This window comes from Cupriavidus sp. FW306-01-F10A (assembly GCF_058782785.1).
Genome location: NZ_JBYSYA010000021.1, coordinates 63,233 through 76,391 on the forward strand (window position 1 = coordinate 63,233; position 13,159 = coordinate 76,391).

At 67.4% G+C, this 13,159-nt stretch carries 12 protein-coding genes; 8 read left to right on the forward strand and 4 right to left on the reverse strand.

The features are described from left to right. Nucleotides 1-2 precede the first annotated feature (2 nt). From AC3WLF_RS24625 to AC3WLF_RS24635, 3 genes are all read right to left on the reverse strand, one after another. Entirely contained in the window at nucleotides 3-860 is an 858-nt protein-coding gene (locus AC3WLF_RS24625) for a sulfurtransferase (protein WP_492358950.1), read from the reverse strand. A 49-nt stretch (nucleotides 861-909) separates the two neighbouring features. Further along, entirely contained in the window at nucleotides 910-1,833 is a 924-nt protein-coding gene (locus tag AC3WLF_RS24630; protein ID WP_010813645.1) for a DMT family transporter, read from the reverse strand. A 210-nt stretch (nucleotides 1,834-2,043) separates the two neighbouring features. Further along, nucleotides 2,044-3,147, reverse strand: a complete 1,104-nt coding sequence (locus AC3WLF_RS24635) for an aromatic ring-hydroxylating oxygenase subunit alpha (protein ID WP_492318719.1) — start codon at nucleotides 3,145-3,147, stop codon at nucleotides 2,044-2,046. 380 nt (nucleotides 3,148-3,527) lie between these two features. On the opposite strand from AC3WLF_RS24635, the gene AC3WLF_RS24640 reads away from it, so the two are divergent. The 4 genes from AC3WLF_RS24640 to folE2 all read left to right on the forward strand — a co-directional run bounded on the left by AC3WLF_RS24640 (nucleotide 3,528) and on the right by folE2 (nucleotide 7,680). Beyond that, nucleotides 3,528-3,836 (forward strand): exodeoxyribonuclease VII small subunit, encoded by a 309-nt coding sequence (locus tag AC3WLF_RS24640; protein WP_492358951.1) that lies wholly within the window; start codon nucleotides 3,528-3,530, stop codon nucleotides 3,834-3,836. Next, the gene (locus AC3WLF_RS24645) at nucleotides 3,833-4,717 is read left to right on the forward strand and encodes a polyprenyl synthetase family protein (RefSeq protein ID WP_492358952.1); all 885 of its coding nucleotides are present in this window, start codon (nucleotides 3,833-3,835) and stop codon (nucleotides 4,715-4,717) included. Before AC3WLF_RS24640 ends, AC3WLF_RS24645 begins: the two co-directional genes overlap by 4 nt. A gap of 25 nt (nucleotides 4,718-4,742) precedes the next feature. Continuing rightward, nucleotides 4,743-6,659, forward strand: coding sequence for a 1-deoxy-D-xylulose-5-phosphate synthase (gene dxs / locus AC3WLF_RS24650; RefSeq protein ID WP_492318716.1), 1,917 nt, complete (start codon nucleotides 4,743-4,745; stop codon nucleotides 6,657-6,659). 217 nt (nucleotides 6,660-6,876) lie between these two features. After that, the gene (folE2, locus tag AC3WLF_RS24655; RefSeq protein ID WP_492351556.1) at nucleotides 6,877-7,680 is read left to right on the forward strand and encodes a GTP cyclohydrolase FolE2; all 804 of its coding nucleotides are present in this window, start codon (nucleotides 6,877-6,879) and stop codon (nucleotides 7,678-7,680) included. 60 nt (nucleotides 7,681-7,740) lie between these two features. Here the strand turns inward: folE2 and tsaD are convergent, their stop codons facing one another. Beyond that, a complete protein-coding gene (tsaD, locus tag AC3WLF_RS24660; protein WP_010813639.1) occupies nucleotides 7,741-8,775 on the reverse strand; it encodes a tRNA (adenosine(37)-N6)-threonylcarbamoyltransferase complex transferase subunit TsaD in 1,035 nt (344 codons plus the stop codon). Nucleotides 8,776-8,932: 157 nt separating this feature from the next. Between tsaD and AC3WLF_RS24665 the strand changes: the two genes are divergently transcribed. The 4 genes from AC3WLF_RS24665 (at nucleotide 8,933) to dnaG (ending at nucleotide 13,139) form a co-directional block, all read left to right on the forward strand. Then, complete coding sequence (locus AC3WLF_RS24665; protein WP_492358953.1) at nucleotides 8,933-10,198, forward strand: BaiN/RdsA family NAD(P)/FAD-dependent oxidoreductase; 1,266 nt, start codon at nucleotides 8,933-8,935, stop codon at nucleotides 10,196-10,198. A 136-nt stretch (nucleotides 10,199-10,334) separates the two neighbouring features. Continuing rightward, on the forward strand, nucleotides 10,335-10,547 hold the full coding sequence (rpsU, locus tag AC3WLF_RS24670; RefSeq protein ID WP_492318713.1) for a 30S ribosomal protein S21: 213 nt from the start codon (nucleotides 10,335-10,337) through the stop codon (nucleotides 10,545-10,547). Between the two features lie 128 nt (nucleotides 10,548-10,675). After that, entirely contained in the window at nucleotides 10,676-11,125 is a 450-nt protein-coding gene (locus AC3WLF_RS24675) for a GatB/YqeY domain-containing protein (RefSeq protein WP_492358954.1), read from the forward strand. A gap of 202 nt (nucleotides 11,126-11,327) precedes the next feature. Further along, nucleotides 11,328-13,139 (forward strand): DNA primase, encoded by a 1,812-nt coding sequence (gene dnaG / locus AC3WLF_RS24680; protein ID WP_492318711.1) that lies wholly within the window; start codon nucleotides 11,328-11,330, stop codon nucleotides 13,137-13,139. The last annotated feature ends 20 nt before the right edge of the window (nucleotides 13,140-13,159 follow it).

Here is a 13,159-nt window from a genome sequence, read left to right on the forward strand (position 1 = left end):
CCTCAGGCGGCCCCGGTCGCGACCGGGCGCGCCGGATCGGCGCACCATTCGCTCCATGATCCCGGGTACAGCGCCGCGCCGCCCAGGCCGGCCGCTTCCAGCGCCAGCAGGTTGTGGCAAGCCGTGACACCGGAGCCGCACTGCATCACTGCCTGCGCCGGGGCGCGCGCACCCAGCACTGCGCCGAATTCCGCGCGCAGGGTCTCGGCCGGCTTGAAGCGGCCGTCCGCGCCCAGGTTGTCCTTGAAGAAGCGGTTGACCGCGCCGGGGATATGGCCGCCAACCGGGTCCAGCGTCTCGTTCTCGCCGCGGAAGCGGTCGGGCGAGCGCGCATCCACCACCAGCAGCGAGGCGCGCTCGAGGTTGTCCACCAGCGCGGCGGCGTCGACGGTCGGCGCCAGCGACTTGCGGCGTTGGAACTTGCCGGGGAATTCCGGCTCTTCTGTGGCATCGTGTTCCAGCGGCAGGCCGGCCTTGACCCAGGCGTCCTTGCCGCCGTCGAGCACGGCCACGGCATCGTGGCCGAGCCAGCGCAACAGCCACCACAGCCGCGCGGCGAACATGCCGCCCTGCGCATCGTAGGCCACTACCGGGGTGTCGTCGTCCACGCCCAGCGCCTGCAGGCGCGCCACCAGGTCGTCGGCGTCGGGCAGGGGGTGGCGGCCGTTGCTGCCGGTCTTGGGGCCGGACAGCTCGTTGTCCAGGTGCAGGTAGAAGGCGCCGGGCAGGTGGCCGGTGCGGTAGGCCTCGCGGCCGGCGGCCGGGTCGGCCAGGTCGAAGCTGCAGTCGATCACGACGCAGCCGCCGGGGGTGGCCAGCAGCGATTGCAGCGCGGTGACGGAAATCAGCGGTTTCTGCATGGGAATCCTGTTGCGATCGATGGAAATGGGTCTAGTTCACCAGGGGATGCTACACCTCGGGGTGGACTTCCGCCTCCGGCGACTTGACCGGCGTGGCCGGCGTGGGCTTGGCATCGGTGCCCTGGCGCGCGCGCATCAGCGTGGTGGCGATGCCGCTGGCGATGATCAGCCCCATGCCCAGCCACGACAGCCAGTTCAGCCGGTCGGACCAGATCAGCATGCCCCACACGCTGGAAAAGACGATGCCGGCGTATTGCAGGTTGGCGGTCAGCAGCGTGTTGCCGCGCTTGTAGGCGCGCGTCATCGCGGTCTGTCCCAGCGTGGCCAGGATGCCGATGGCCAGCAGCAGGCCGGCGCCGTACCAGGTATGCGCGCTGACGCCGCCCAGCAGCATCCACACCAGCCCGGCGATCATGCCGACCAGCGAGAAATAGAACACGATGCGGCCCTCGGGCTCGCCCAGCTGGCCGAGCTGGCGCACCTCGACATAGGCCAGCGCCGTGAACATGCCCGAGATCAGTCCGACCAGGCCGCCGGTCAGCTGGTCCTTGCCGACCGAAGGCTGCAGCAGGCAGATCACGCCGGCAAAGGACAGCAGGATCGCCAGCACCAGGCGCCGGTCGGCATTGCCGCCGGTGCCGGCCAGCGCCGCGCCGGCGCCCAGGATCAGCGCGATCCACACCGGCGACATGTAGTTCAGCGTCATCGCGGTGGCCAGCGGCAGCAGCGAGATCGAGGTGAACCACAGCATCAGCGCGGTCACGCCGAACACGCTGCGCTTGATGTGCGACAGCATGTAGGGCGTGCGCACCGGGATCCCGCGCGAGGACAGCAGCACCCACATGATGACCACGCTGATCAGGCCGCGGTAGAAGACGATCTCGCCGGTGGTGTAGAGATCGGATGCCAGCTTCACGCCAACCCCCATCAACGAGAAGGCGAAGGCGGCGAACAGCATCCAGAGCGATTGCATGGCGAGGGCGCGGTGAAGCGAAACGAAGCGGGAAGGAGAGGCGTCCGGCGCGCGGGCGGGCTTCGTGTCTGGCCTCGCGTCGCGCAAGCGGTGTGGCTGCCGGCACCGGACAATGATTCTAGCAGCGCACTTCGCGTCCCAAAGGAAAACGGACCGCCGGGGCGGTCCGTTCTTGCGTGCGTTGTGCGGTTATCGCACTAGTCCGCCGGACTAGCCCGCGTAAGCCATGGCGCGGCGATACCACTCATGGAAATGCTGCATGCCGTCTTCCATCGGCGACTGGTACGGCCCGACTTCGCTGGTGCCGCGCTTGAGCAGTGCCAGCCGGCCGGCATCCATGCGCTCGGCGATCTCGTCGTCCTCGATGCAGGTTTCCATGTAGGCGGCGCGCTCGGCCTCTACGAACTCGCGCTCGAACAGCGCGATTTCCTCGGGGTAGTAGAACTCCACCACATTGCGCGTCTTGCGCGGGCCGAGCGGGTGCAGCGTCGAGATCACCAGCACGTTGGGGTACCACTCCACCATGATGTTGGGGTAGTAGGTCAGCCAGATCGCACCGTGCTTGGGCAGCACGCCGTCGTTGAAGCGCAGCACCGCGTCGTGCCACTTCTGGTACGTCGGGCTGCCGGGGCGCTTCAGGCCGGCATGCAGGCCCACGGTCTGCACGCTGTGCCACTCGCCGAACTCCCACTTGAGGTCGTCGCACGAGACGAAGCTGCCAAGCCCCGGGTGGAACGGCACGACGTGGTAGTCCTCCAGGTAGACCTCGATAAAGGTCTTCCAGTTGTAGTCGCACTCGTGCACCTCGACGTGGTCCAGCATGTAGCCGTCGAAGTTCAGGTCCTGCGCCACGCCCAGCCTGGCCAGGTCGGCGCGCACGTCGCGCTTGCCGTCGAACAGCAGGCCGTTCCAGTTCTGCAGCGGCGAGCGCTTCAGGTGCAGGCAGGGTTGCTTGTCGAAATGCGGCGCGCCGAGCAGCTCGCCCTTCAGGTCGTAGGTCCAGCGATGCAGGGGGCAGACGATGTTCTGCGCATTGCCGCGGCCGTTGAGCATGATGGCCTGGCGGTGGCGGCAGACGTTGGACATCAGTTCGATGCCGGCGGCGTTGCGTACCAGCATGCGGCCTTCGTCCTCGGCCCTGAGCGTGTGGTAGTCGCCGACTTCCGGAACCATCAGCTCGTGGCCGATATAGCCCGGGCCATTCCTGAACAGCAGTTCGAGTTCTTGTTGATGCAGCGCTTCGTCGAAATAGACGCCGACGGGCAGTTGCGAATCAGCCGGCGCCAGGTTGAGCGCGGTGCTGAGATTGGACATTATCCCCACTCCCAGATGAACAGGTGAAAGCAGTGAACAACCCAACCATCGAAAATTGAATCGATTTGGGAAAGACTTCCGCCAGGTCGGCAAGGTCCGGTAGCCCCCTGGCGGCGAGGGGGAGATTGTACCCGACCCAAAAAGTTAAGGGACTGATTTTTTTGCCTTTTTAGCGAAAAAGTCGACCCGGGTCGTCATCGGGGTGCCGTACCGGGCGCATTCGGAAAGACGACCCGAGCGCACAAGTCACTTCTGTGGTTTGTGCACCCCGATAGGTCCACGCCGACCGTGCGCAAGGATGGGGCAAGCTCCCGCTTTGGCGTAAAATCCGGGCTTCCCCATCCGGGTTTCCCCCGGGGTCCTTGATTCCAGGTCCTGATATGCCAAAAACGACGACCGCTCCGGTCCAGACCGACAACACCGCCGACACCAGCGCATCGGCGCCGCCCGCTTCCTACGAAGCGGCGATGGCCGAGCTGGAAACGCTGGTGGCCAGCATGGAAAGCGGCGAACTGCCGCTGGAGGCATCGCTGGCGGCCTACCGCCGCGGCGCCGAGCTGGTGCGCTACTGCCAGCAGAAGCTGGAACGGGTCGAGCAGCAGGTCCGCGTGCTGGAAGGCGACGTGCTCAAGCCGCTGGCCGGCGAGGGCAATGGCGCCAACGGTGCACCGGGGGCGGACGAGGCATGAGTGATTTTGCCCAATGGATGCAGGCCCAGGGCGCCCGCGCCGAGGCCGCCCTGCAGGCGGCGCTGCCCGCTGCCGGGACCGTCCCGCATACGCTGCACGAAGCCATGCGCTATGCTGCACTGAGCGGCGGCAAGCGCGTGCGGCCGCTGCTGGTGCATGCCGCCGGCGAGGTCAGCGGGGCGGCTCCGGCCGCCTGCGACGCGGCGGCCTGCGCGGTGGAGATGATCCACGCCTATTCGCTGGTGCACGACGACATGCCCTGCATGGACGACGACGACCTGCGCCGCGGCCGGCCCACCGTGCACAAGGCCTATGACGAGGCCACCGCATTGCTGGTTGGCGACGCGCTGCAGACCCAGGCCTTTATCGTGCTGGCCGGTGCCGGGGCGATCGCGCCCGCGGCGCGGCTGCAGCTGGTGGCCGAGCTGGCGCTGGCGTCGGGCTCGACCGGCATGGCCGGCGGCCAGGCGATCGACCTGCAGAACGTGGGCCGCGCCATGACGCGCGAGGCGCTCGAGGCCATGCATCGCATGAAGACCGGCGCGCTGTTGCGCGCCAGTGTGCGCATGGGTGCGCTATGTGGTGAAATCGACGCCGAGGGCCTGGCCGCGCTGGACCGCTATGCGGCGGCAGTGGGATTGGCGTTCCAGGTGGTTGACGATATTCTGGACGTCACTGCCGATACCGCCACGCTGGGCAAGACCGCCGGCAAGGACGCCGCCCATGACAAGCCGACCTATGTGTCGCTGATGGGGCTTGACCCGGCACGCGCACTGGCCGGGACGCTGCGCGCCGACGCACACGAGGCGCTGGCCGGCTTTGGCGAGCGCGCGGACCGCCTGCGGGACCTGGCGGACCTGATCGTGCTGCGCACACACTAAACAGAGAGCCGGCCGAACGGACATCATGACCTACGCACTCCTCAACAAGATTGACGCCCCCGCAGACCTGCGCAAGCTCGACCGGCGCGAGCTCCAGACCCTGGCGGACGAACTGCGCGCCTATGTGCTGGAGTCGGTCTCGCAGACCGGCGGCCACCTGTCGTCCAACCTGGGCACGGTCGAGCTGACCATCGCGCTGCACTACGTCTTCAACACCCCCGATGACCGGCTGGTGTGGGACGTGGGCCACCAGAGCTATCCGCACAAGATCCTGACCGGGCGCCGCGAGCGCATGGGCACGCTGCGCCAGTGGGGCGGCATCTCGGGCTTCCCGCGTCGCAGCGAGAGCGAATACGACACCTTCGGCACGGCGCATTCGTCGACCTCGATCTCGGCCGCGCTGGGCATGGCGCTGGGTGCGCGCACGCTGGGCGAGAAGCGCGTCTCGGTGGCGGTGATCGGCGACGGCGCCATGACCGCGGGCATGGCCTTCGAGGCCCTGAACAACGCCGGCGTCTACAAGGACCTGCCGCTGGTGGTGGTGCTCAACGACAACGACATGTCGATCTCGCCGCCGGTGGGCGCGCTCAACCGCCACCTGGCGCGGCTCTTGAGCGGCCAGTTCTACGCGGCCACCAAGAAGGGCATCGAGAAAGTCCTGTCGGTGGCGCCGCCGGTGCTGGAGTTCGCCAAGCGCTTCGAGGAACATGCCAAGGGCATGATGGTGCCGGCCACGCTGTTCGAGGAATTCGGCTTCAACTACATCGGCCCGATCGACGGCCACGACCTGAACTCGCTGGTGCCGACGCTGCTGAATATCCGCGAGCGCGCGCTCGAGGGCGCGGGCCCGCAGTTCCTGCACGTGGTGACCAAGAAGGGCCAGGGCTACAAGCTGGCCGAGGCCGACCCGATCCTCTACCACGGCCCGGGCAAGTTCAACCCGGCCGAGGGCATCCGCCCGGCGGCCAAGCCGGCGCGCAAGACCTACACGCAGGTGTTCGGCGACTGGCTGTGCGACATGGCCGCGGCCGACAAGCGCCTGGTCGGCATTACCCCGGCGATGCGCGAGGGCTCGGGCATGGTCGAGTTCGAGCGGCGCTTCCCGGACCGCTACTACGACGTGGGCATCGCCGAGCAGCACGCCGTGACCTTCGCCGGCGGCCTGGCCTGCGAGGGTCTCAAGCCGGTGGTGGCGATCTACTCGACCTTCCTGCAGCGCGGCTACGACCAGCTGATCCACGACGTGGCGCTGCAGAACCTGCCGGTGGTGTTCGCGCTGGACCGTGCCGGCCTGGTCGGCGCCGACGGTGCCACGCACGCGGGTGCCTACGATATCGCCTACCTGCGCTGCATCCCCAACATGATGGTGATGACGCCGTCCGACGAGAACGAGTGCCGTCAGCTGCTGACCACGGCGTTCCACCAGGCGTGTCCGAGCGCCGTGCGCTATCCGCGCGGCTCCGGCCCGGGCGCGGCCATTGCCGCAGAGCTCGCCACCGTGCCAGTCGGCAAGGGCGTGATGCGCCGCGAGGGCGGTGCGCGCGCGGGGCATCGCGTGGGCTTCCTGGCGTTCGGCTCGATGGTGCACCCGGCCCTGGGTGCCGCCGAGGCGCTGGACGCCGCGGTCGCCGACATGCGCTTCGTCAAGCCGCTCGACGTGGAGCTGGTCAAGCGCCTGGCCGCGGAGAACGACTACCTGGTGACGGTGGAAGAGGGCAGCGTGATGGGCGGCGCCGGCAGCGCCGTGCTGGAGGCACTGGCCGAGGCCGGCATCGACAAGCCGGTGCTGACGCTGGGCCTGCCCGACCGCTTCGTCGACCACGGCGACCCGGCCTATCTGCTGCAGCAATGCGGCCTGGATGCGGCCGGCATCGAGCGCTCGGTGCGCGAGCGCTTCGGGCTGGACCAGCCCAAGGTCACGGTCGCCTCGCGCGTGGCCTGATCACCTGCTGTCCCGAAGGGGATTCGGCCCTCGCACCACGAGTGCGTCCGAATTCCCTTAAACTCCCCTTTTTTGTGTTCGCAGCTGCGGGCCGGCGTGCCACTTGCCGGATCCCGTGGTTTCACACTCGTTGCGCGGCATGGATGGACTGCGAAATTGCCGCGACCGTAAGGGCTCGTGCCGCCCCACCTGGGCGCGGCCCTGGAGGAAACCGTAGATGAATGACATCAATCCCGCCTTCGTCATGCCCGACGTCCAGTCGAGCCCCGACAACCGCCAGATTCCCATCCAGCGTGTCGGCGTCAAGGGCGTGCGTTACCCCGTGACCCTGAAGACCCCGACCGGCATCGTGCCGAGCGTGGGCACCTTCAATCTCGACGTGCACCTGCCGGCGGACCAGAAGGGCACGCATATGTCGCGCTTCGTCGCGCTGCTGGAAGAAGAGCGCGCGCCGCTGGAGCTGGCCAGCTTCCGGCTGATGCTGGACAAGATGCTGGAAAAGCTGGAAGCCGAGGCCGGCCGCATCGAGGTCACCTTCCCGTACTTCATCAGCAAGACCGCGCCGGTGTCGGGCGTGGAGTCGCTGCTGGACTACGAGGTCACGCTGACCGGCGAAGTGCGCAACGGCGCCACGCGCGTGTTCCTGAAGGCGCTGGTACCGGTGACCAGCCTGTGCCCGTGCTCGAAGAAGATCTCGCAATATGGCGCGCACAACCAGCGTTCGCATATCACCATGGACGTGGAACTGGCCGGCGAGCTGCCGGTGGAAGCGCTGGTGCGCATGGCCGAGGAAGAGGCCTCGTGCGAGCTGTGGGGCCTGCTCAAGCGCCCGGACGAGAAGTTCGTCACCGAGCGCGCCTATGAGAACCCCAAGTTCGTCGAGGACCTGGTGCGCGATATCGCCATGCGGCTGAATGCGGATGACCGCATCGTGGCCTATGTGCTGGAGGCGGAGAACTTTGAGTCGATCCACAACCACAGCGCGTATGCGGTGATCGAGCGGGACAAGCGCGTCGACTGACCGCGTTGTCGCTGCAATGGAAAGAGCCACCGCATGCGGTGGCTCTTTTTTCGGTCCGGTTCAGGCCGCCGAAGGCAGGCGGATATCCGCCAGGTCCCAGCGCGGCGTCACGCCGTAGCCATACTCGTGCCGCGCCAGTTCGGGCGCGGCCTGCAGGCGCATGGCGCCGGCAAACGCGATCATCGCGCCGTTGTCGGTGCAGAACGCCAAATCCGGGTAATACACGTCGATCTTGCGCTGCTTGCCCATCTGGTCCAGCCGCTCGCGCAACTGGCGGTTGGCACCCACGCCTCCCGCCACCACCAGCCGCTTGTGGCCGGTCTGCTTGAGCGCCGCCATCGACTTGGCGGCCAGCACGTCGACAATGGCATCGACAAAGGCGCGCGCCAGGTTGGCGCGGTCCTGCTCGCAGGTGTTGGCGAGCTTGCGGGTTTGCGTCAGCACCGCGGTCTTCAGTCCGGCGAACGAGAAATCCAGGTTGCCCGAATGCAGCATCGGCCGCGGCAGCGCAAAGGCGCCGGGGATGCCGAATTCGGCCAGCCGCGACACTTCGGGGCCGCCCGGATAGCCCAGGCCCAGCAGCTTGGCGGTCTTGTCGAAGGCTTCGCCGGCGGCGTCGTCCAGGGTTTCGCCCAGCAGCGTGTAGTCGCCGATGCCGCGCACTTCCATCAACTGCGTATGCCCGCCCGACACCAGCAGCGCCACGAACGGGAAGGGCGGCGGCTCGCGCGTCAGCAGCGGCGACAGCAGGTGGCCTTCCAGGTGGTGCACGCCCACCATCGGCACGTTCAGCGCAAAGCCCAGTGCATTGGCCACCGAGGCGCCCACCAGCAGTGCGCCGGCCAGCCCGGGGCCCTGGGTGAAGGCGATGGCGTCGATGTCCTGGCGGGTACGGCCGGCATCGGCCAGCACCTGCTCCAGCAGCGGCAGCACGCGGCGGATATGGTCGCGCGACGCCAGTTCCGGCACCACGCCGCCGTAGTCGCGGTGCATGGCGATCTGCGAGTGCAGCGCGTGCGCGAGCAGGCCGGCGCCGGTGTCATAGAGGGCGAGGCCGGTTTCGTCGCAGGAGGATTCGATGCCGAGGACAAGCATGGGAAGCGCATAGGGCCGTCTCCGGTCAGGGAAACGGCTGTCGAAACAACAGGTTGCAGGAAGCGCGCAGGGTAGCACAGCAGCGCGCGGCGTGCTTTTCGCTACAATCTGCCCTTTCTCTGGCGGTGGCAATACACATGGATGCGCGAGGCGTGCAATGAGCGGGGCAACATCGGCCCGGACGGGCCGGTATGACGTGGCCGTGCTGGGTGCGGGCGCGGCCGGCATGATGTGTGCCGCCGTGGCCGGCCAGAATGGCGCGCGCGTGGTGCTGATCGACCATGCCACCAAGCTTGCCGAGAAGATCCGCATCTCCGGCGGCGGGCGCTGCAACTTCACCAACCTGCAGGCCGGGCCCGCCAACTACCTGTCGTGCAATCCGCACTTCTGCCGCTCGGCGCTGGCGCGCTACACGCCGCAGGATTTCCTTGGCCTGATGCGCCGCTACGGCATCGACTGGCACGAGAAGCATCGCGGCCAGCTGTTCTGCAACGACAGCGCCGAAGACGTGATCGCCATGCTGCGCGCCGAATGCGACACCGGCCATGTGCGCTGGCAGACCGGCTGCAGCGTGGCCGAGGTCCGGCGCGAGGGCGACGACTTCCTGCTGCTCACCGCCACCGGCACGGTGCGGGCCGGGGCGCTGGTGGTGGCCACCGGCGGCCTGTCGATCCCCAAGATCGGCGCCACCGACTTTGGCTATCGCATCGCCCGGCAGTTCGGGCTGGGCATCGTCGAAACCCGGCCGGCGCTGGTGCCGCTGACCTTCGATGGCAAGGACTGGGTGCCGTTCGCGCCGCTGGCCGGCGTGTCGCTGGAAGTGGATATCGCCACCGGCAATGGCAAGACGGCCGGAGCCTTCCGCGAAGACCTGCTGTGGACCCATCGCGGCCTGTCCGGTCCCGCCGTGCTGCAGATCTCCAGCTACTGGCGTCCCGGCACGCCGATCGCCATCGACCTGTTTGATGGCGAGGATGCCGCCGCGTGGCTGCTGGAGCAGAAGGCCGGCAGCCGCAAGCACCTGGGCAACCTGCTGGCGCAACGGTTGCCGGCGCGGCTGGCCGATGCCTGGTGCGCGGCCTCGGGCGTGGATGCCGCCATGCCGCTGCATGATGTGACCGACAAGGCCCTGCGCAAGCTTGGCGCCACGCTCAACGGCTGGCGCATCGTGCCGTCGGGCACGGAGGGCTACCGCAAGGCCGAGGTCACGCTGGGCGGGGTCGACACGCGGGCGCTGTCGTCAACCACCATGATGGCGCGCGAGGTGCCGGGCCTGTATTTCATCGGCGAGGTGGTGGACGTGACCGGCTGGCTGGGCGGCTACAACTTCCAGTGGGCGTGGGCGTCCGCGGTGGCGGCGGGGCAGGCCGCGGCTGAGGCATCGCGCACCACTTCGGCAGGGCAATCGGTAGCCCAAGGGTAGTCTGGCGAAGGCTGGAAGGGCAGTGGGCGGCACTCGGCAAGTGTCCGTTGCACGCCACTTCCGCGCTCAATTGTTGGTGCTACAATCCAGAACTTCGTAGAGCCGCTTACCCGAAAATTCTTCATTTTCTGGCCAAATGACCACGATCCATCTCAAGGAAAACGAGCCTTTTGAAGTTGCCATGCGCCGTTTCAAGCGCACCATCGAGAAGAACGGGCTGCTCCCGGAACTGCGGGCGCGCGAGTTTTACGAAAAGCCCACCGCCGCGCGCAAACGCAGGAAGGCAGCCGCCGAAAAGCGCCATTACAAGCGCATCCGCAGCCAGATGCTGCCGAAGAAACTGTACTGACCCCGGCGCTCCCGCTTGTATCCGACCCGCTGTGGCCTACGCTTCGGCGGGTTTTTGCATTCTGGGCCTTGCAGCGGGCGGTCACCGCCGCCACCTGTGAGTGTCCACCCACTTTCTGGAAGATCACGATGTCCCTCAAAGCCCGTATCAGCGAAGACATGAAGACCGCCATGCGCGCGCGCGAAACGGAGCGCCTCGGCACCATCCGCCTGCTGCTGGCCGCCATCAAGCAGCGCGAGGTCGATGAGCGCGTGGAACTGGACGATACCGCCGTTCTGGCCGTGATCGAGAAGCTGATCAAGCAGCGCAAGGATTCGATCTCGCAGTTCCAGCAGGCAGGTCGCAATGACCTGGCAGACAAGGAGTCGGCGGAAGTCGAGGTGCTGAAGGCCTACATGCCCGCTGCGCTGTCGGACGAGGACGTCGCCGCCGAAGTCCAGCAGGCCGTTGCCGCCACTGGCGCCGCCGGTCCGCAGGACATGGGCAAGGTCATGGGCGTGCTCAAGAGCAAGCTGGCCGGCCGTGCCGACATGACCGCCGTATCGGCCCTGGTCAAGGCGGCACTTGCAGCAAAGTAAATACTGATTTAATCGGTTGCTGGCAAGATAGGCACCGGATCTGCGTGGTTCGGTGCAGTTGCACGGAGATGTCAGACAGTTCGGGCGGCCCTATCACGCTGCACTACAATATTCCGATTAGCAGCCGGGCGCCGCACCGGTCACGCATTCCTAAAAGAAGCCGCCCGCCGCGGGACGGCTATGCCTCAGGACGGTCAGTCGGGTGATTCCGCAATCCTTTATTCAGGACCTGCTCAACCGTGTCGACATTGTCGATGTGGTGGGCAAGTATGTGCAGCTGAAGAAGGGCGGCGCCAATTTCATGGGGCTGTGCCCCTTCCATAACGAGAAATCGCCGTCATTCACGGTGTCGCCGACCAAGCAGTTCTACCACTGCTTCGGATGTGGCGCCCACGGCTCGGCCATCGGCTTCCTGATGGAGTTTTCCGGCCAGTCCTACCCGGAAGCGGTGCGCGAACTGGCCCAGTCGGTCGGCATGAGCGTGCCGGAAGAGCGCGACCGGCTGCCGCCCGGGCAGCGCGCGGAGCAGCAGGCCCGTTCGGTGGCGCTGTCCGACGCCATGACCCGCGCCACCGATTTCTACCGCCGCCAGCTGCGCGGCGCGCCGCAGGCGATCCAGTACCTGAAGGGCCGCGGCCTGACCGGCGAGATCGCCGCGAACTTTGGCCTGGGCTACGCGCCGGATGACTGGCAGGGCCTGGAGGCCGTGTTCGGCAGCTATCGTGATGACAACGTGTCGGCGCCGCTGGTCGAGTGCGGCCTGCTGATCGAAAGCGACAAGCGCGATGCGGACGGCAAGCCGCGCCGCTATGACCGCTTCCGCGACCGCATCATGTTCCCTATCCGCAACACCAAGGGGGCCGTGATCGGCTTCGGCGGGCGCGTGATGGGGCAGGGCGAGCCCAAGTACCTGAACTCTCCCGAAACCCCGCTGTTCAGCAAGGGCACGGAGCTGTACGGGCTGTTCGAGGCCCGTCACGCGATCCGGGAAACCGGCTACGTGCTGGTGGTCGAAGGGTATATGGACGTCGTGGCGCTGGCCCAGCTCGGTTTTGCCAATGCCGTTGCCACCCTGGGCACGGCGTGCACCCCTGTGCACGTGCAGAAGCTGCTGCGCCAGACCGACGCCGTGGTGTTCTCGTTCGACGGCGACTCTGCCGGGCGCCGCGCGGCCCGGCGCGCGCTGGAAGCCTGCCTGCCGCATGTGGCGGACAACAAGACCATCCGCTTCCTGTTCCTGCCGGCGGAGCACGATCCGGACAGCTATGTGCGCGAAGAGGGCACTGAGGCCTTTGCCACCCAGGTGCGCAACGCCATGCCGCTGTCGCGCTTCCTGCTGCAGTCCGTCACCGAAGACCTGGACCTGCGCCAGCCCGAAGGCCGCGCCCGCGCCCAGTACGAGGCCAAGCCGCTACTGCAGGCCATGCCCGCCGGCGGCCTGAGGCTACAGATTGTGCGCGAACTTGCCGATGCCACGGCAACGACACCCGCGGAGATCGAGGCCATCTGCGGCCTGCGCAGCGACCCGGCCCGCGTCGGCCGCTTCGCCCAGCCGCGCCCGCGCACGCGCCGTCAGGCCCCGACTGGGCTGGAGCAGCGGGTGATCCAGCTGCTGATGTGCTATCCGGCGCTGTCGGCGAGGCTGGACGAGGATGCACGCGCGCTGCTGCTGGGCGGCGAGAGCAGTGACAGTGAAGTGCTGGCGCACCTGGTGGAGGCGTGCGACAGCGTGCAGGGCGAGGTCAATTTTGCGGCCTTCAGCGAACACCTGGCCCAGTCGCCGTATGCCGAGGTGTATGCCGTGGCGCGTGCCGCGGTGCTGCGAGAAGAGATCGAGGAAGCACCTGCAATACAGGATTTCGATGCGGCCATTACCAAGCTGCTGGCCGAGCCGCTGCGGCGCGAACTCGACGGACTGCAGGCGGAGGTAGTGGCCGGCACGGCCGATGAAGCGGCCAAGCAGCGCATGCGCTGGCTGGTGGGCGAAATCCACCGGCGGCGCCAACTTGGCTGAGGCGCCTGCGGGTGCCCTGG

What these genes read in the sequence shown, in the direction of transcription:
- AC3WLF_RS24625 (WP_492358950.1), bottom strand. Translation starts at nt 860, where the DNA reads ATGCAGAAACCGCTGATTTCCGTCACCGCGCTGCAATCGCTGCTGGCC.
- AC3WLF_RS24630 (WP_010813645.1), bottom strand. Translation starts at nt 1,833, where the DNA reads ATGCAATCGCTCTGGATGCTGTTCGCCGCCTTCGCCTTCTCGTTGATG.
- AC3WLF_RS24635 (WP_492318719.1), bottom strand. Translation starts at nt 3,147, where the DNA reads ATGTCCAATCTCAGCACCGCGCTCAACCTGGCGCCGGCTGATTCGCAA.
- AC3WLF_RS24640 (WP_492358951.1), top strand. Translation starts at nt 3,528, where the DNA reads ATGCCAAAAACGACGACCGCTCCGGTCCAGACCGACAACACCGCCGAC.
- AC3WLF_RS24645 (WP_492358952.1), top strand. Translation starts at nt 3,833, where the DNA reads ATGAGTGATTTTGCCCAATGGATGCAGGCCCAGGGCGCCCGCGCCGAG.
- dxs (WP_492318716.1), top strand. Translation starts at nt 4,743, where the DNA reads ATGACCTACGCACTCCTCAACAAGATTGACGCCCCCGCAGACCTGCGC.
- folE2 (WP_492351556.1), top strand. Translation starts at nt 6,877, where the DNA reads ATGAATGACATCAATCCCGCCTTCGTCATGCCCGACGTCCAGTCGAGC.
- tsaD (WP_010813639.1), bottom strand. Translation starts at nt 8,775, where the DNA reads ATGCTTGTCCTCGGCATCGAATCCTCCTGCGACGAAACCGGCCTCGCC.
- AC3WLF_RS24665 (WP_492358953.1), top strand. Translation starts at nt 8,933, where the DNA reads ATGAGCGGGGCAACATCGGCCCGGACGGGCCGGTATGACGTGGCCGTG.
- rpsU (WP_492318713.1), top strand. Translation starts at nt 10,335, where the DNA reads ATGACCACGATCCATCTCAAGGAAAACGAGCCTTTTGAAGTTGCCATG.
- AC3WLF_RS24675 (WP_492358954.1), top strand. Translation starts at nt 10,676, where the DNA reads ATGTCCCTCAAAGCCCGTATCAGCGAAGACATGAAGACCGCCATGCGC.